Here is an 18,265-nt window from a genome sequence, read left to right on the forward strand (position 1 = left end):
GGCGCGGTCGGGACAGCCGCCCTTCACCCTGCCGGCGGCAACGCCTCGTCCAGCACCGCGGCCAGCATCGCGCCGGTCACCGGCTTACGCAGGAAACGGTCGAAACCGGCCGCGATCGCCTGCGGTTCGGCGTCGGCGTCGGCGCGCGCGGTGACCGCGATCAGCGGGCGCGCATAGCCCTGGGCGCGCAGTTGGCGGGCCAGGTCCAGGCCGTTGAGGCCGGGCAGGTCCAGATCGAGCAAGGCGGCGTCGTAATGCGCGGTCGCGACTTCGGTGAGCGCGCCCAGGCCGTTGCCGACATGGGTCACGCGATGCCCCTGCGCGCGCAGCAGACCGGCGATGACCTCGGCCACGGTGGTGTCGTCCTCGACCAGCAGCAGCGCCAACGGCGCGCGCCGCGATGCGCCGACCCGGTCGGGCGCGCTGGCGTCGCTGCCGACGATCGCCGCCGGCAACGGCAGCTCGAAGCAGAAGCGCGCGCCTTCGCCGGGCCGGCTGTCCACCGACAGCAATCCGTTCATCGCCGCCGCCAGCTCCTGGCAGATCGCCAGGCCCAGGCCGCTGCCGCCGTAGCGCGCGGCGGTGCGCGCGCCTTCGGCCTGCTCGAAGCGACGGAACAGGCGCGACTGCTGCTCTTCGTTCAAACCCGGGCCAGTGTCGGCGACTTCGAAGCGCACGCCCTGCGGCGTCATCGCCGACACCCGCAGCGAGACGCTGCCGCGTTCGGTGAACTTGATCGCGTTGCCGAGCAGATTGAGCAGGATCTGCCGCACGCGGTGCGGATCGCCGCGCAAGCCGCGCGGCGCGTCCTGCGCGATCTCCAGCTGGAACGCCAGGCCGCGCTTGCGCGCCAGCGGCGCCATCAGCGCGCTCGCGTCCTCGACCAGTGCGCGCACGTCGAAGGCCTCGTCGGCCAGCTCCAGCTTGCCCGATTCGATCCGGGCCAGGTCCAGCGCGTCGTTGACCAGACGCAGCAGATGCTTGCCGGCGCGCTGGATCGATTCGGTGTAGCCGCGCTGCTGCGTATCCAGCGGCGTGTCCAGCAGCAACTCGCTCATGCCGAGCACGCCGGTCATGGGCGTGCGCACTTCGTGGCCCAGCGTGGCCAGGAACCGGGTCTTGGCCAGCGAGGCTTCCTTGGCGATCTCGCGCTCGTGCTCGGCGGCCTGCCAGTCGAGGCGGCGCTTGAGGCGCCTGCGGTAGCGATCGGCCGCCCACCACGCGCCCAGGATCGCGATGCCGACCAGCGCCGCCAGCGCCGGCGGCGTGCGCCACCACGGCGGCTGCACGGTCAGCGAGAACTGGCGCGACTGCGACCAGATGCCGTCGGCGTTGGCCGCCTGCACTTCCATGCGGTAGGTGCCGGGTTCCAGCTTCGAGAACACGCGCTCGCCGTTGCCGGACTGGATCACCCAATCCGGGTCGTAGCCGTGCAGACGGAAGCGATAGCGATGCGATTGCAGATCGACGAAGGACAGCAGACGCGCCGACACGCGCAGGTCGCGGTCCTGCGGGCCCAGCACCACGGGGCGTTCGGGATCCAGCTTGAACTCGTCCTCGTCGCGGCGGTAGCTCAAGGTTTCGATCACCAGGCGCGGCGACTTGGCCGCTTCCGGCGCGCGCCCCGCGTCGAACAGGACCACGCCGTCCATGGTCACCGCCGCGGCCACGCCGGAGGGCGTGAGCAGCGGATTGCGTTCGGTGAACTCCTGACTGGGCAGACCGTCGCGCATGCCGTAGATGCGCAGGCGCTGCCGGGTCTGGTTCCAGCAGATCAGGCCGCGGCGCGTGGTCAGCCAGACGTTGTCGCCCCAGGCCAGCACGCCGCCGGACTCGGTCGCGGGCAGACCTTCGTCGCCGCTCACGCGCGCCAGCAGGCGCAGCTCGCGGCCGTCCCAGGCGTATTGCTCCAAGGCTTCCAGGCGGTGCAGCCACAGCCGGTCCTGGCCGACCATCGCGAAGCCGAACACGCGCCCGGCCGGCCCGCCCGGCAAAGCGTCGAAGCGGCGCGCGGCCGCGTTCCAGCGCGACAGGCCGGAGGGCCCGGCCATCCACAGCGCGCCGTCGGGGCCGACGTCGATCTGCTCGATGTACAGGCTGTCGACGCCGCGGTCGTCCTCCGGCTTCACCGACAGCAGCACCCGCCCCTCGCTGTCGCGCATCTGCAGCGCCGGCGGCATGTAGGCGATCCAGACGTTGCCGTCGGGCGTCTGCACCAGTTGGTCGGTGATGCCGTCGTCGCCCAACGCCGCGTCCTGCGGCGAGGTCGCGCTCCAGTTGCGCACGCTGCCGTCGGGCGCCACCCGCGACAGGCCGTGGTTGTCGCCGAACCACAGCGCGCCGTCGCGCGCCTCCAGCATCGAGTACAGCGCGGCGTCGGCGACCGCCGGCACCTGGCGCTGGGTCGAGCGGCCGTCGGCCAGATTCAAGTGATCGATCACGCCGCGTTCGCCGACCATCCACACGTTGCCGTCGCGGCTGGTCGCGAGGTCGCGCATGTAGCCCACGCGCGCCGCGCCGGGCCGACCGGTGCCGGGCCGGAGCACGGTGAACTGTCGCCAGTTCGGCGCCAGATAGGCGACGCCCTCTTCCTCGGTCGCGAACCACCAGCCGCCCTCGTGGTCCTGCAGCAAGTCGAGGGTGTTGATCTCCGCGATCGCGACATCGCCGGCCGGCGGCATCAGGCGCCCATTGAGCACGCGCCGCAGTCCGCGATGGGTCGCGACCCAGTAGTTGCCGGGGCCGTCGCCGACCACGCCGTACACGCCGATCTTGTCGGCGGGCTGGAACCACGGCATCTGCGCGATGCGGCCGTCGGGCGTGCGCCGGAACGCGCGCAGGCCGGCGCCGATCCACAGCGAGCCGTCGGCGGCCGGCGTCAACGCGGTCACCCAGGCGCCGCTGATGCCGGCGTGCGCGACCGTGCGGAAGCGCGTGCCGTCCCAGTAGGCCAGGCCGGTGGTCGTGCCCACCCACAGCCGCCCGGCGCTGTCGGTCTTCATGGTCCAGATGTATTCGCCGGGCAGGCCGTCGCGCGCCGCGCCCTTGGCGACGGCTTTGTCCGGCATGTAGCGGGTGATGCGGCCTTCGGCGTCGAGGCGATGCACGCCGGCGCCGTCGGTGCCGAACCAGATCGCGCCGTCGGGCGTGGACGTGATCGTGTAGATCTCGTCGCTGCCGATGTCGGGATGGGTCTCGCGACTGTAGTGGACGAAGTTCTGGCGTTCGCGGTCGAGCATGTGCAAGCCGCCGCCGCTGAGCCCGACCCAGACCCGATTGCGCGCATCCACGTGCAAGGCCTGGACCATGTTGCTGGGCAGCGAGCCCGGATCGCCGGGCACGTGGCGCCAGACCCGGAAGCTGATGCCGTCGTAACGCGCCAGGCCGTCGTGGGTGGCCAGCCAGATGTAGCCCTCGGCGTCCTGCGCGAGCGCGGCCACGGTGCTGGAGGGCATGCCCTCGGCGACGCCGTAGTAGCGGAACTGCGGCGTCTCCGGCAAGGCCGCGCGCACCGGCAGCGCCAGCGCCGCGAGCAGCAGCCAGCACAGCCAACGCGCCCATCCCGGGCATCCATGCACGACCGCTGGCCTGAGCATCCTCGGGTCCGATTCCTCGCTGTACGGCCGCTAGGCTCCCCGATCCGGGCCCGGCGAAGCAAGGCCCGCGACCGCGCACCCCGCCCCCGCGTTCCGCGACCGAGCCGCAACGGACCGTTGCGGACACGCGTCTACGGGTTCATCGTGCGGTCCATAGAATCCCCGGACGATGCAGGTCGGACCTGCCTTAGGAGCGCCGCGTGCCGAATCCGTCCTACCGTCCGCTGTGGTGCGCGCTGGCGCTGTGCGCGCTGGCGCCGCAGGCGCACGCGGCCGGGCCGGACACCTACGCGCTGGATCCGGTACACACGCGGGTGATGTTCGCGATCTCGCATGCCGGCTTCTCCAAGGCCCTGGGCACGGTATCGGGCAGCACCGGCACCTTGAGCTTCGATCGCCAGGACTGGCGCAGCGCGCGCCTGGACGTGCGCGTGCCGCTGACCCGGCTGGACCTGGGCGATGCCAAGTGGAACGCGGCCGCGCTGGCGGGCAACCTGCTCGACGGCGAGCGCTACCCCGAGGCGCGCTTCGTCTCCGATCGCATCGAGCCGGTCGACGCCGATCGCGCCAAGGTCTGCGGCCAGCTCAGCCTGCACGGCCGCAGCGCGCCCTTGTGCATGGACGTGACCCTCAATGCGCTCAAGCGCCATCCGCTGCCGCCGTTCCGCCGCACCGCCGGCTTTTCCGCCAGCGCCACCCTGAGCCGCGCCGCGTTCGGTATCGACGCCTGGAAATCGGTGATCGGCGACAGCGTCGAGTTGCGCATCGAGGCCGAGGCCGTGCGCGATCGCCAGGCCGGCGAAGCCGACGAGCAGCCACCGGCCGCCGAACCCGAAGTCGCGCCGTCCGCGCCGCCGAGCAAGCCCGACAACGACCCCTACGAACCCGCCCCGGTACCGCACGCATGACGATCAAGAACACCGAACTCCGCTGGGGCGCGATCAGCCAGCTGCTGCATTGGGCGATCGTGCTGCTGATCACGGCGATCGCGATCATCGGCCTGACCATGACCGAGATGGCCAACGGCCTGCCCAAGATCAAGATCTACGCCCTGCACAAATCGCTGGGCCTGACCCTGCTGGCGCTGGTGGTCCTGCGCCTGCTGTGGCGCTTCTACGCCGGCGCGCCCAAGCCGGTCGCGGGCACGCCGCATTGGCAGGAGCGCATCGCCTCGCTTACCCATTGGGCGCTGTACCTGCTGATGTTCGCGATGCCGATCACCGGTTGGCTGTTCAATTCCAGCTCCGGCTATCCGCTGCAGTACTTCGGCCTGTTCAACCTGCCCAAGATCGCCGCGGTGAACCCCGGCCTGGCCGATCTGAGCGAATGGCTGCACGAGAACGGCTTCTGGCTGCTCCTGCTGCTGGTGCTCGCGCATGCGGGCGCCGCCTTCTATCACCACCTGTTCCAGAACGACGACACCCTGCGGCGCATGCTGCCGATGCGCCTGCGCCAGACGCCGGCCGCCGCGCAAGCCGTGCCCGTCGCCGTGGTCGCCCCCGCCCCCACTCCGGAGAACCCCGATGTCCCTTAAGCCGCTCGCCGTCGCCCTGCTGTTCGCCGCCGCACCGGTCTACGCCGCCGACTACGTGCAGGCGCCCGGCTCCAGCCTGACCTTCGCCACCAAGTACCAGGGCGAGGTGTTCAGCGGCCGCCTGCCCGGCTTCACCAGCAAGATCAGCTTCGATCCGGTCCGGCTGGACACCTCGAGGTTCGATGTGATCATCCCCTTGGCCGGCGCCGACACCAAGAACGCCGAGCGCGACGACACCCTCAAGGGCGCCGATTTCTTCAGCATCGCCAAATTCCCGACCGCGCGCTTCGCGGCCACCAAGGTGCGCAGCCTGGGCGGCAACAACTACGCCGCCGACGGCAGCCTGAGCCTGCGCGGCGTGAGCAAGCCGGTCACCCTGACGTTCACCTGGACCCCGGGCCCCAAGCCGGTGCTCAGCGGCAAGGCCACGGTCAAGCGCCTGGACTTCGGCGTCGGCGGCGGCGACTGGGCCGACACCTCGGTCATCCCCAACGAAGTCGCGGTCAGCACCAAGCTCAACCTGGTGCCGGCGAAGTAAGCCCGAAAGCGCGATCGCCCCGCACCCCACGCCTCGCGTAGGGTGCGGTAAGCCGAAGGCGCACCGCACCATCGCCCGCTCGCGGGCGCGCCGGTTCAGCCGCCCAGAAACGCCCGCAGCCGCGCCGCGTCGAACGGCCACTCCAGCTCCTGCCCGCGCGCCTCGTCGCGCAACACCGGCACGCGCGTGCCGTAGCGCCGCTCCAGCGCCTCGTCCTCGTCGATGAAGACGCTGTCGAACTCGGGCGCGCGCGCCTGCGCCAGCACCTCCAGGGCCAGGTCGCAGAGATGGCAGTCGTCGCGTTGGTACAGGGTCAGGTGCATGCGCTTGCGTACTGAGGTGACGGGGTTCGCGAGCGTCTAGAATACCTAGAGTCCATCTTGGGACGGCTCATGGCCTTCCGCTCGATCCACGCTGCGACCCTGGGCGCGCTGCTGCTGGCGCCGGCCGTCGCGTGGGCGGGTCCGGCCTGCACGTTGAAAGAGGCGCAGTTGATCGCGGCCTGGGAGAGCGTCGGCGACGGTCAGTTCGAACAGTTCGCGCTCAGCCTGCAGGACGGCCGACGCGGCTTCGATTCCTGGCTGCACGAGCGCCCGGACATCTACGGCGGCCGTTGGAGCTTCGACCCCAAGACCTGTCGCCTGCGCATCGAGCACCCCGGCAACGAGCTGCGCTGGGACTACACGGTGCGCATGAACGATTCGAACACCCTGCTGCTGCGCGAATCCAAGGAACGCAACAGCGAGCGCTACCGCAAGATCGCCAACGGACGCTGACCGCGTCCCATCGCCCTCCAGCCGAGCATCCCCCGCCCCATGGCCGTCAGCACCTTCGATCTGTTCAAAATCGGCATCGGGCCGAGTTCCTCGCATACCGTCGGCCCGATGCGCGCCGCGGCGCGCTTCGTCGAGCGCTGGCTGGTGGAGAACGGCGACCTCGAACGCTGCGCGCGCCTGCGCGCCGAAGTGTTCGGCTCGCTCGCGCTCACCGGCCGCGGCCACGGCACCGACAAGGCCGTGCTGATGGGGCTGGAAGGCCATTGGCCGAACCAGATCGATCCCGACATCATCCCCGAGGCGCTGGAGCGCATTCGCAGCAGCAAGCGCATCCGCTTGTTCGGTCAGCGCGAGATCGGCTTCGACGAGAAGCACGATCTGATCATGAACAAGCGCCAGAAGCTGCCGTTCCACACCAACGGCATGCGCTTCACCGCCTACGACGGCGATGGCGAAGTGATCGCCACGCGCGACTACTACTCGGTCGGCGGCGGCTTCGTGGTCAACCAGGACGAAGCGGCCGAAGACCGCATCGTCGCCGACACCACCGACCTGCCCTATCCCTTCCATTCCGGCGACGAGCTGCTGGCGCAGGCGCAACGCAGCGGGCTCAGCATCGCCGCGCTGATGTTCGCCAACGAGCAGGCCTGGCGCACGCCGGAGCAGATCGACAGCGGCCTGGACGAGATCTGGAAGGCGATGCAGGCCTGCGTCGAGCGCGGCATCCGCCAGACCGGCACCCTGCCCGGCGGCCTGCACGTGTCGCGGCGCGCGCCGGCGCTGTTCGGCGAACTGTCGAGCAAGCCCGAAGCGGCGATGCGCGATCCGCTGACCGTGCTGGACTGGGTCAACCTGTACGCACTCGCGGTCAACGAAGAGAACGCCGCCGGCGGCCGCGTGGTCACCGCGCCCACCAACGGCGCGGCCGGCATCATCCCGTCCGTGTTGCACTACTACGACCGTTTCTGCCCGGGCGCGAACATCCAGGGCGTGCGCGACTTCCTGCTCACCGCGGCCGCGGTCGGCATCCTGTACAAGGAAAACGCCTCGATCAGCGGCGCCGAAGTCGGCTGCCAGGGCGAGGTCGGCGTGGCCTGTTCGATGGCCGCCGCCGGCCTGGTCGCGGCGCTGGGCGGCACCGCCAGCCAGATCGAGAACGCCGCCGAGATCGGCATGGAACACAACCTGGGCCTGACCTGCGACCCGATCGGCGGCCTGGTCCAGATCCCCTGCATCGAGCGCAACGCGATGGGCGCGGTCAAGGCGATCAACGCCTACCGCATGGCCATGCGCGGCGACGGCAAGCACAAGGTCAGCCTGGACAAGGTCATCAAGACCATGCGCGACACCGGCCGCGACATGCAGGACAAGTACAAGGAAACCTCGCGCGGCGGTCTGGCGGTCAACGTCATCGAGTGCTGAGGCGCGCGCCACGGATCGCGACATGAGCAGCGACACCCGCACCCAGGACCTCAAGCCCGGCGACGTGCTCAACATCGACAACGGCGGCAGCGTCGGCATGCGGGTGAAGATCACCACGCCGGCGCAGACGGTGATCGAATCGGAGCTGGCGCCCGGCGCGCGGCTCAAGATCACCGCCGGCGCCGAACCGCTGGGCATACACGTCGAAACCGCCGACGACGGGTATCGCGGGCTGACGCGGATCAAATGAGTCGGGCCGAGAACATCGCCGGACCTGAGCGCCATCGCAACGCCGGATTATCGCTATGGTCTTTCGCCGAGCGCGTGGAAGTACGTTGCGCGCGCTGCGACCGCCCTGGCGTCGTGCATGCCTCCTGGGCGGAACGGCGCTGGACCGCCCGCTACGTATGCGCGCATTGCGGCCTCGATGCGCGCAGCGAGCGCGACGACTGGCTGGGCCGAATCCTGCTTAGGGGCCGCCGACCTTGCGGATACTGCGGCCACCAGTGGCTACAGGTGTGCGAACAACGCGATTTCGAGCGCGGCTCGTCCACCGTCCCCGACCTGCGGCTGACCGCCGGGTTCGGCAGCATCGCCAGAACATGCCCGATCTGCGCGCACAGCAGCATGGTGGAGGTGTCCGCGCATCGCCTGCACAACGCCGACGGTCACGATCCGCACTTCGGCCTACCGTTGCGATTGATCGAAGCGACCCGCGCCGGCCCGCTATGGGTCTACAACCGCACCCACCTGGAAGAACTGCGCGGCTATGTCGGTGCGCAGCAGCGCGAACGTCGAGGCTTGTACGGGCGCTCGATGATTTCGCGCCTGCCGACCTGGATCAAGCTCGCACGCAATCGCCAGTACGTACTGCGCATGCTGGATCGGTTGGAGACCCGTCTGACGCCGACCGACGGGGCCTAGCCATGCGCTGCCTGCTGCTCCCCGGCATGGACGGCACCGGCGCGCTGCTGAGCGATTTCGCACGCGCGCTCGCGCCGCAGTTCCGCGCCGAGATCGTCGCGTATCCGCGCGATGCGGACTGGGGCTACGACGAGCTCACCGACTACGTGCGCGCACGCCTGCCGCGCGACGAAGCGTTTCTGCTGCTGGGCGAATCCTTCTCCGGCCCGATCGCGATCCGCATCGCCGCCTCGCAGCCCGAAGGTCTGCGCGGCCTGGTGCTGTGCGCGAGCTTCGCGCGTGCGCCCAGTCCGCCAGGCTGGGTACTGCCTGCTGCATGGCTGGGCCGGATCGGCACCGTCCTGCCGATCGATCGCTTCCCGGCGCGGCTGACCGCTGCGGCGATGCTGGGCCCCTGGGCCAACGAAGCATGGCTCGCGCGCACGCGCGAGGCGCTGGCCACGCTGGACCCTGCGGTGATCCGGGCGCGCATGCGCGCGGGCAGCACGGCCGACGAAACCGCAGCTCTGACTCGGGTCGCGTGTCCGCTACTGTACCTGCGCGGCCGCCACGACCGGCTGGTGTCGCGGCGCAGCTGGGAGCACATACGCGCGACCCTGCCGCGGGCCGATTGCGTGGAACTGGATGGCCCGCACTTCCTGCTGCAGGCGAAAGCAGAACAAGCCGCCAACGCGATCAAGCGCGCGTTCGCGGCCTAGGCGCGCCACGTCTACGGACGGCCGGCCCGGTTCGCGCTGGCTCGCGCGGTCAGCGCGGCGCGGGTGTCTGCGGCGGTCCAGTGGTTACTATGCGTCGACCCACAGGACGGCCACGACCATCGAGACGGAACCTCATTACACGCCGCGCATCGTGCCCGCCCACCCGCAATGGGCTCAGGACCTGGCATTGCGCGACGCGCCACCCGCGGGCAAAGCCGACAGCTGGGACGAGTTGAACCATCTGGACGAGACCTATCTGGAGTTCTCGATGGCCTCGGATATTCCCAGAGGGCCGATATTTTGGTGCGGCATCATTTGCCTGGCGACGGGCTTGTTCCCCGGCTACCTGATGTCCATCACCTGGCCAGCACGCGGCTTCGACATCTGGATGGATGGCATCTTGATCGTCCCGTCGCTCTTAATATTCTGTCTTGCCTACTTCTTCCTGCGCTTCGATCTGCGCCTGCCCAAAGACCGGCCGGTGCGCTTCAATCGCAGCCAGGGCAAGGTCTACGCCAACCACTACACCTGGAACCACAATCCCTTCGGCCGATGGGGCGGCGGAGCGAAGGTGTTCGACTGGTCCACGCTGCAGGCCGAGATCACCCGGCAGATCGGCGCCAGCGACGAAGTGGTGACGGAGCGCTATGCGCTTGAGCTCGTGGCCTGCAAGCCGGGCACCTTCGAGGAGGTCGACCGGTTCCGGCTGCAGCACGGCGCTCAAACGACCCTGCAATACGAAGAACAGTGGGAGCTGCTGCGCCGCTACATGAACGACGGACCGGAAGGCCTGCCGCCGCAGAACCTGCGCGATCAGACCCCGGGCTTCATCGACTGCCTGCTGTTCGCCATGCCGTGGTTCGCCCCGACTCCAACGGGCAGGCGCGTGCGCGAACGCATGCGCGGTTTTCTCGGTGCGCTGATGATGGTGCTGATGTCGCTGCTGTTCCCGCTTTGGCTGCTGTTCGGCCTGGGCAACGTCATCGTGATGCGTTTGGCCCCAGACGCGACGTGGCCAGCCGGCGTGGACGAGGCCTCGAAGCAACGAGCCGCCTGAGCGGACGCCACTGCGACCTGAGCCGCACGGCGCCGCGCCCACAAACCTGACAGCGTCCTCACGGGGCTTACACATCTACCACGGAGAAAGTGCACCGCACACCGGCAATGCGGCGCCCGGGCGATTTTTCCCGTGGAACTTGTGGTTACTATTCGTCAAAGCCAGCTAGGACCGCGTCCATGCCAGCCCGCCTCAGCCGTCGCGATTTCCTCAAATGCAGCGTGGTGGCAGGGATCTCGGTCTACGTCGCCGCGCCGGGCAGCGCCGCGCTGGCCGCCCTGTTCGAACGCGAACGACTGCGGCCGATGCCCTGGGACGCGGCCACCGGCAAGATCCGTTACCGCACCGACGCCACCGCCAAGGTCAGCGGCGAAAAACTCTTCAGCTTCGACATGCGCGCGCGCGACCTGCCCGGCTGGCCGCGGCAGCAGGCGCACGCGATGCTGCTGCGGGTGACCCGCGCCGACCGCGCTTATGCCGGCTACGACCTGTCCGTGCTGGGCGACGGCCTGCAGCCCGATCGCATCGTCACCGCCGCCGATCTCGCGCGCGACAAAGTCGGCTTCCCGCCTTTCTATGGCGAGCACATGCTGCTGCCCGAAGGCCAGACGCCGGCCTACCTGGGGCATGCGGTGGCGCTGCTGATCTGGCACGACTTCGACCGCTTCCGCGCCGCCAAGACCCGGCTGAAATTCCGCGACGACCTGATCCGCTGGGGCGCCGAGACCGGCCCGCTGCAGCGCGATCCCTGGGCGAGCTTCCGCTACGTGCGCGTGGGCGGCGCCACCGCCTACGACGACGACGCCTATTCCAGCCTCAAGGACACGCCGCTGTTTCCGTCCGGCTATCGCAAGAACCAGCCGCAGTGGCCGCCCGCGAACGCCGGCGGCGCGGTCGACGCCCAGGGCGCGGCGCATGCGGCGGCGATGGCGGCCAGCCTGGACGCGCCCGCCGACGGCCGCCTGGTGCTGCAGCGCGAATACTTCTCGCAGTCCATCGACACCGCGGCATTGGAACCCGACAACGGCAACGGCTGGTACGACCGCGACAACGCCACGCTGCACTTGGTCGCCGCGACCCAGTCGCCGCAGGAAATCGCCGAGGACGGCGCGCGCATGCTGGCGGCGAGCGCGCTGGGCGTGAAGCGGCTGGTGCTGCACCCCTGCTACACCGTCGGCTACGGCTCCAAGGATCACAATCCGTTCCCGTTCTATGCGCTGGTCGCGGGGCTGTACGGCGACGGTCGCGCGGTGCGCCTGGCCAACGACCGCTACGAGCAGTTCCAGGCCAGCCTCAAGCGCCATAGCTTCCGCATGCGCTATCGGATCGCGGTGGACCGCAAGAGCGGCCGCTTCGAGATCCTGCAAGGCGAGATGACCGGCGACGGCGGCGGCCGGCGCAACTTCTCGCCCTCGGTGTGCCTGGTCGCGGCAACCGCGGCGCAGTCGATCTACTACTTCCCGCGCAGCGACCTGGCCAGCACCGTGATCGCTTCGCGCGCGCTCGACGCCGGCTCGGCGCGCGGCTACGGCACCCTGCAGAGCATGGGCGCGACCGAGATGCTGGTCGACGAAGTCGCGGCCGAACTCGGGCTGGACCCGATCGAACTGCGCGAGCGCAATGTGTTCAAGTCCGGCATGAAGAACACCCAGGGCGCGATCCCGGGCGGCGCGCAGCGCGCCGACGAGGTGCTGGCCAAGGCCAAGGCGCATCCGCTGTGGCGCGAACGCGCGCGGCGCAAGCGCGAATACGAGGCCGCGCATCCGGGCAAGCGCTACGGCGTGGGCTTCGGCTGCGTGCAGAAGGATTTCGGCACCGGCGCCGAATCCGGTTTCGCCGAAGTCGCGCTGTCCAAGGACGGCCACATCCTGCTGCGCCAGGTCGCGATCGAGATGGGCACCGGCATGACCACCAGCCAGGCCGCGATCTGCGCGCAATGGCTGGGCCGGCCTGCCGACGAGGTGCGCACCGGCGAGATCGAATGGCCGGAGCTGCCGATGGTCGCGACCGGCGATCCCTGGCTGATGTCGCAGGCCGATCAGGACCGCCATCAGGGCGATCCGCGCTGGACGCCGAACCGGGTGATCCCCAGCAGCGCCAGCAACTCGGCGTATTTCTTCGGCCACGCCACGCGCGAGGCGGCGCGGTTGTTGTTCACCCAGGGCCTGTGGCCGGCCGCGCGCGCGCTGTGGGGCCAGGGCTACGGCGGCGGCCAGCTGGCGCCGCTGGTGGTGCGGCGCGAGGACGCGCGCTGGATCGAAGGCAAGCTCACCGCGGCCGGCCTGGTGCCGTTGACCCTGGCGCAGCTGGCGGCGAAGGCGCACGAACTGGGCCTGGCGACCGGCGCGATCGTGCACACCTTCAACCGCTGGCAATGGGCCGAAGCCGAGTTCCCGCTGTCGGGCGACGACGCACGCCTGCCGCTGGACGGCGTGGCGCTGCGCTGGGGCGACGGCAGCGGCGCAGGCGTCGGCACGCCGACCGCGAACGGCTACCGCATGATCGAGCGCACGCGCGTCCACTATCCGCCGACCCAGCGCAACAACGCCGGCGTCGTCTACTACAGCGCGATCGGCACCCTGGCCGAGGTCGCGGTCGACACCGCCACCGGCGCGGTCGAACTGCTCAACCACCACTCCATCCTGGAATGCGGCAACCAGATCGTGCCCGAGCTGGTCTCCGGCCAGCTCCAGGGCGGGCTGGCGATGGGCATCGGCCACGCCCTGCACGAATTTCTGCCGCTGTACGAAGACGGACCGGGCAACGGCACCTGGAACTTCAATCGCTACAGCCTGCCGCGCGCGCGCGACGTGGCGGTGTGGCGGCAGAGCGGCGAAGTGCTGGCGCCGCTGTCCGATACCGACCCGCCCAAGGGCATGGCCGAGGTGGTGATGATCGCGGTGGTGCCGGCGATCGCCAACGCGGTCGCGCACGCCACCGGACGGCGCCTGCGCGAACTGCCGATCACGCCGGAGAAGGTGCTGGCCGCGCTGGCCGGCGCCCCGCAACGCGCCACCCCGGAGAACGCCGCATGAGCGCGCCCATCGTCAAGCGACCGCTGGCCCTGCACGTCAACGGCCGCGCGCACGGCCCGATCGACGTGCCCGAGGACATGATGCTGGTCGACGTGCTGCACGAGTACCTCGGCCTCACCGGCACCCGCTTCGGCTGCGGCCAAGGGGTGTGCCGCGCGTGCACGGTGATCGTAGACGACGAGCACGGACCGCGCGAGGTGCGCAGTTGCATCACCGGCGCGCACTACTTCGCCGGCAAGCGCATCCGCACCGTCGAAGGCCACGCGCGGCGCGACGCGGCCGGCGCGATCGTCGAACTCTCGCCGGTGCAGCAGGCCTTCCTCGACCATTTCAGTTTCCAGTGCGGCTATTGCACGCCGGGCTTCGTCAACGCGGCCACGGTGCTGATGGAGCGGCTGAAGAAAAGCCCGGTGGCGGCAGCCGATGTCGAAGCCACCATCACCGAAGCCTTGGATCCGCACCTGTGCCGCTGCACCGGCTACGTGCGCTACTACCAGGCGGTGAAAGCGTTGGTGCTGGCCACGCCGGGCCTGGTGCGGGAGCGCACGCCATGACCCGGGTCGGCTGGCGGCGCGTCCTGGCCTGGGCGGTACTGCTGCTCGCGATCTGGCTGATCGCGAGCTGGCTGCTGCAATGGTGGGCCGGACGCGGCCCGGTGCAGAAGGTCGACGCCAGCGCCCAGCAACTCGCGCGCGGCCGCTACCTCACCGATGCCGCCGACTGCGCCGCCTGCCACACCGCGCCGGGCGGCGCGCCGTTCGCGGGCGGGGTGGCGCTGGCCTCGCCGTTCGGCACCATCCACGGCACCAACATCACGCCCGATCCCGAACACGGCATCGGCCGCTACACCGCCGACGATTTCCACCACGCCCTGAGCCGCGGCGAAGCGCGCGACGGGCACCAGTTGTATCCGGCCATGCCCTACGTGTCGTACCGCACGATCGCGCGCGAGGACTCGGACGCGATCTACGCCTACCTGATGAACCAACCCGCGGTCGCGCAGCCCAATCGCAAGAACGGCGTGAGCTTCCCCTTCAATATCCGCAGCGGCATCGCGCTGTGGAATCTGGCCTTCGCCGGGGCAGGCGCGGATGCGACGCCGGCCTCGCAAGGCGCGTCGCCGGCCTGGCGACGCGGCCGCTACCTGGTCGATACCCTCGGCCATTGCGGCGAATGCCACAGCCCGCGCGGTTGGGCCGGGCAGCTCAAGCGCGCCCAGCCCTTGGCCGGCAACAACGAACTCGGGCGTTTCGCCGCGCCCGACATCACCCCGCAAGGCCTGGCCGCGCGCGGTTGGGACGCGGCGCAGCTGCGCGGCTATCTCGCCACCGGGCTCACCTCGCGTGCGGTGGCCTCGGACGAAATGCTGACGGTGGTGCGGCTGTCGACCAGCCGGCTGACCGAAGCTGACCTGGACGCGATGACCACCTACTTGCTCGGCGACAAGCCGCCGAAAGCGGCGTCGGTCGTACACATATCGAACGCAGGACTCTCCGGGGCCGCCCATCGTAACTACGCCAATCTCTGCGCCGGCTGTCACGGCAGCGATCGCGAAGGCGTCCCCCACGTCGCGCCGGGGCTACTCGACAACAGCAGCGTTCGCGACAGCGATCCGCACAACTTGATAGTCGCCATCCTGGATGGCCTTCCCGAGCACGATCTCCCCGGGCTCGAGCGCATGCAGGCCATGCCGGGCTTCGCCCAGGATCTCGACGACACCGAGGTCGCCAGGCTCGCGAGCTGGCTGCGCGCACCCCGCGCCGCGCCCGTGGACGACGGCACCGTCGCCAAGTTACGCAAGGGCAAGTCAGCACACTGAGCCCTTCGCTTTGGGTAGGAGCGGCGCAAGCCGCGACCGTGAAGGCGGCAGCGAAGATGTTCGGGCCTGGAGTGCCTGCGGCGCTCTGCGGTGTTGTCGTCGCGAATGAGTGCCGCGGTCGCGGCTTGCGCCGCTCCTACAGAAAGCTGGCGCGCTACTAAAGCTCTGCGCGTGGCCGTGGCGGAGCGGTGGCTCGAGAGATCCCGATCGCGGCTCGCGCCGCTCCTACCCTTCGAGCCGCGCCCTCCCGCAACCGCCACGTGCCGTCGCAAGGCACGCCGCGATTGTCTCTCGGTCATTTGCATCTCGTTGCAACGCAACAAACAGGGCCTCTACTGACCGACGTTGTCATGCAATTCTGTGAACTGCACCGCAAACCCATACCCACACGATTGACAACGTTGTCAGCAAAAAACAGCCTCGGCCCTCGACACAGGCGAGCGGAGCGCTGAAACAGCCCCGCGCGCCGCCATACCGGCTCCGGGGAGGGAACCACCAGGTACGCACGGGCCAGGCCCGCACCGTTTCGCGCCGTTGCATGGCGACCTACGAGGAGGTTCGAACCTCCCGCGCAGCACCGAGGCCACGCGCCTCCTTTCCAGACACAGAGGGACAGCACCGGCCGGCGACGGCCCGGGATCTCGCAACGGACTTCGCAAGGGAGAGGACGCTCATGAAGCACGCAAGATCGACCACACTGGCGCTATGGACCTGCCTGCTGGCAGCGTCCTGGGGCTCCAACGCGCTGGCGCAAAGCGCGAGCTGCGCCAATATTCCGGCCTGGAACGCGGCGACCATCTACAACCCCGGCGACAAGCTGGTCTATCAGAACCGCCTCTACCAGGCCAACATCCAGATCTGGAACGCGCCGCCGACCCACTGCCCCAGCTGCGGCTGGTATCAGGACCTCGGCGCCTGCGGCGCGGGCGGCAACCAGCCCCCCAGCGTCAGCCTGACCTCGCCGGCCAACGGCGGCAGCTACAGCACCGGCGCCAACATCGCGGTGAGCGCCAACGCCTCCGACAGCGACGGCAGCGTCGCCCAGGTCGAATTCTTCCGCGGCACCGTGTCGCTGGGCGTGGACACCAGTTCGCCCTACGGCGTGACCTGGAGCAACGCCAGCGCCGGCAGCCATGCCTTCAAGGCGGTCGCCACCGACAACCAGGGCGCCAGCACGACCTCGTCGACCTCGACCATCACCGTGACCGCGCCGTCCACCGACACCACGCCGCCCAGCGTGCCGGGCGGCCTGAGCTCGCCTTCGCAGACCTCCAGCAGCATCTCGCTGACCTGGAACGCGTCCACCGACAACAGCGGCGGCAGCGGCGTGGCCGGCTACGACGTCTATCGCGACGGCAGCCTGGTCGGCTCGCCGACCGCGACCAGCTACACCGCCACCGGCCTGACCGCCAACACCGCCTACGCCTTCCGCGTGCGCGCCCGCGACAACGCCGGCAATGCGTCCGCGCAAAGCGCGCAGATCAGCGCCAGCACCACCCAGGGCGGCGGTGGCGGCAACAAGCGCGTGATCGGCTACTTCACCCAGTGGGGCATCTACGGCCGCAACTACCGGGTCAAGAACATCGACACCAGCGGTTCGGCCTCCAAGCTGACCCACATCAACTACGCCTTCGGCAACGTGCGCAACAACCGCTGCGAAGTCGGCGTGATCCAGCCCTCCGATCCCAACACCGGTGCCGGCGGCGACGCCTTCGCCGACTACAGCAAGTCCTTCGGCGCCGGCGAAAGCGTGAGCGGCGCAGCCGACACCTGGGATCAGCCGCTGCGCGGCAACTGGAACCAGCTCAAGCAGCTCAAGGCCAAGTACCCGGGCCTGAAGGTGCTGATCTCGCTGGGCGGCTGGACCTGGTCGCGCGGTTTCGCCAGCGCGGCGCGTCCGGAGAACCGCCAGGCCTTCGTCGCCTCGTGCATCGACGCCTACATCCGCGGCAACCTGCCGGTGACCGACGGCGCCGGCGGCGTGGGCGCGGCGGCCGGCGTGTTCGACGGCATCGATCTGGACTGGGAATACCCCGCCGCGTGCGGCCTGACCTGCGGCACGCCGGAGGAAAGCGCCAACTTCACCGCCCTGCTGGCCGAATTCCGCAGCCAGCTCAACGCGGTGCGTCCGGGCCTGCTGCTGACCATCGCCGCCGGCGCGGGCGTGGACAAGGTGCGCGTCACCAACCCGGCCGCGTATCACCAGTACCTGGACTACATCAACGTGATGACCTACGACTTCCACGGCACGTGGGATGCGAAGACCAACCATCACTCGGCGCTGTTCGATTCGCCCAACGATCCGTCTACCGGCGATCAGAAGTTCTACAACACCAACGACGCGCTCGAGGCCTTCCTGTCGCGCGGCGTGCCGGCGGCCAAGCTCAACCTGGGCATCGGCTTCTACGGTCGCGGCTGGACCGGCGTGGCCAACGTCAACAACGGCCTGTACCAGAACGGCACCGCCGCGCCCGGCACCTACGAGGCCGGCAACGAGGACTACAAGGTGCTCAAGAACCGGCCCGGCACGATCTACACCGACGCCAATGCGCGCGCGACCTGGAAGTACGACGGCAGCACGTTCTGGAGCTACGACACGCCGGCCATGATCATCGAGAAGATGGGCTACGTGAAGGCGCAGAACCTCGGCGGCGCGTTCTTCTGGGAGTTCAGCGGCGACGACCCGCAGGGCAGCCTGGCCACCGCGATCCGCGACGGCCTGCAGTGAGCTTGCGCAGCGCCGGACCGTTCGCGGTCCGGCGCTTGCCTCGGGGCGCCGGCCTCCCCTCGGGCCGGCGCCCCGGATTTATCCCAACGTATCGAATCAGTTGAACGCGAACGGCCGCATGCGCGCATGCGGCCGTTT

General features: G+C 69.7%; 14 protein-coding genes and 1 pseudogene. 13 read left to right on the top strand and 2 right to left on the bottom strand.

The features are described from left to right. Positions 1-23: 23 nt before the first annotated feature. The gene (locus BMZ45_RS02535) at positions 24-3,596 is read right to left on the bottom strand and encodes a sensor histidine kinase (protein ID WP_091632059.1); all 3,573 of its coding nucleotides are present in this window, start codon (positions 3,594-3,596) and stop codon (positions 24-26) included. A 236-nt stretch (positions 3,597-3,832) separates the two neighbouring features. Here BMZ45_RS02535 and BMZ45_RS02540 point away from each other — a divergent pair, with 236 nt between their 5' ends. From BMZ45_RS02540 to BMZ45_RS02550, 3 genes and pseudogenes are all read left to right on the top strand, one after another. Then, a complete protein-coding gene (locus tag BMZ45_RS02540) occupies positions 3,833-4,504 on the top strand; it encodes a YceI family protein (protein WP_254776553.1) in 672 nt (223 codons plus the stop codon). Next, positions 4,501-5,037 (top strand): annotated as a pseudogene (locus tag BMZ45_RS02545) (cytochrome b); the annotation flags it as partial. The gene BMZ45_RS02540 and the pseudogene BMZ45_RS02545, both read left to right, overlap by 4 nt. An 82-nt stretch (positions 5,038-5,119) precedes the next feature. Then, complete coding sequence (locus BMZ45_RS02550; RefSeq protein ID WP_091632065.1) at positions 5,120-5,668, top strand: YceI family protein; 549 nt, start codon at positions 5,120-5,122, stop codon at positions 5,666-5,668. Positions 5,669-5,763: 95 nt separating this feature from the next. Here the strand turns inward: BMZ45_RS02550 and BMZ45_RS02555 are convergent, their stop codons facing one another. Then, positions 5,764-5,991 carry a glutaredoxin family protein gene (locus tag BMZ45_RS02555; RefSeq protein ID WP_091632067.1) on the bottom strand — a complete coding sequence of 76 codons (228 nt, stop codon included), beginning with the start codon at positions 5,989-5,991 and terminating at the stop codon, positions 5,764-5,766. A 69-nt stretch (positions 5,992-6,060) separates the two neighbouring features. Here BMZ45_RS02555 and BMZ45_RS02560 point away from each other — a divergent pair, with 69 nt between their 5' ends. The 10 genes from BMZ45_RS02560 (at position 6,061) to BMZ45_RS22190 (ending at position 18,127) form a co-directional block, all read left to right on the top strand. Next, positions 6,061-6,444 (top strand): hypothetical protein, encoded by a 384-nt coding sequence (locus BMZ45_RS02560; RefSeq protein ID WP_091632070.1) that lies wholly within the window; start codon positions 6,061-6,063, stop codon positions 6,442-6,444. 39 nt (positions 6,445-6,483) lie between these two features. Continuing rightward, the gene (locus BMZ45_RS02565; RefSeq protein ID WP_091632072.1) at positions 6,484-7,866 is read left to right on the top strand and encodes an L-serine ammonia-lyase; all 1,383 of its coding nucleotides are present in this window, start codon (positions 6,484-6,486) and stop codon (positions 7,864-7,866) included. A gap of 22 nt (positions 7,867-7,888) precedes the next feature. Beyond that, complete coding sequence (locus tag BMZ45_RS02570; protein WP_091632075.1) at positions 7,889-8,116, top strand: hypothetical protein; 228 nt, start codon at positions 7,889-7,891, stop codon at positions 8,114-8,116. A 266-nt stretch (positions 8,117-8,382) separates the two neighbouring features. After that, positions 8,383-8,790: a hypothetical protein gene (locus BMZ45_RS21895; RefSeq protein ID WP_254776510.1), complete on the top strand. Its 408-nt coding sequence runs from the start codon at positions 8,383-8,385 to the stop codon at positions 8,788-8,790. 2 nt (positions 8,791-8,792) lie between these two features. After that, on the top strand, positions 8,793-9,488 hold the full coding sequence (locus tag BMZ45_RS02580) for an alpha/beta fold hydrolase (protein WP_091632080.1): 696 nt from the start codon (positions 8,793-8,795) through the stop codon (positions 9,486-9,488). A 151-nt stretch (positions 9,489-9,639) separates the two neighbouring features. Beyond that, complete coding sequence (locus BMZ45_RS02585; protein WP_139215366.1) at positions 9,640-10,545, top strand: DUF6708 domain-containing protein; 906 nt, start codon at positions 9,640-9,642, stop codon at positions 10,543-10,545. Between the two features lie 179 nt (positions 10,546-10,724). Next, on the top strand, positions 10,725-13,580 hold the full coding sequence (locus BMZ45_RS02590; protein ID WP_091632084.1) for a xanthine dehydrogenase family protein molybdopterin-binding subunit: 2,856 nt from the start codon (positions 10,725-10,727) through the stop codon (positions 13,578-13,580). Further along, positions 13,577-14,134, top strand: coding sequence for a (2Fe-2S)-binding protein (locus BMZ45_RS02595; protein WP_091632087.1), 558 nt, complete (start codon positions 13,577-13,579; stop codon positions 14,132-14,134). Before BMZ45_RS02590 ends, BMZ45_RS02595 begins: the two co-directional genes overlap by 4 nt. Beyond that, complete coding sequence (locus BMZ45_RS02600; protein ID WP_091632090.1) at positions 14,131-15,399, top strand: c-type cytochrome; 1,269 nt, start codon at positions 14,131-14,133, stop codon at positions 15,397-15,399. Before BMZ45_RS02595 ends, BMZ45_RS02600 begins: the two co-directional genes overlap by 4 nt. Positions 15,400-16,072: 673 nt before the next feature. Next, positions 16,073-18,127, top strand: coding sequence for a glycosyl hydrolase family 18 protein (locus BMZ45_RS22190; protein WP_091632091.1), 2,055 nt, complete (start codon positions 16,073-16,075; stop codon positions 18,125-18,127). Positions 18,128-18,265: the final 138 nt, after the last annotated feature.

Origin of the sequence: Lysobacter sp. cf310, from assembly GCF_900114355.1 — a bacterium.
GTDB lineage: Bacteria > Pseudomonadota > Gammaproteobacteria > Xanthomonadales > Xanthomonadaceae > Lysobacter.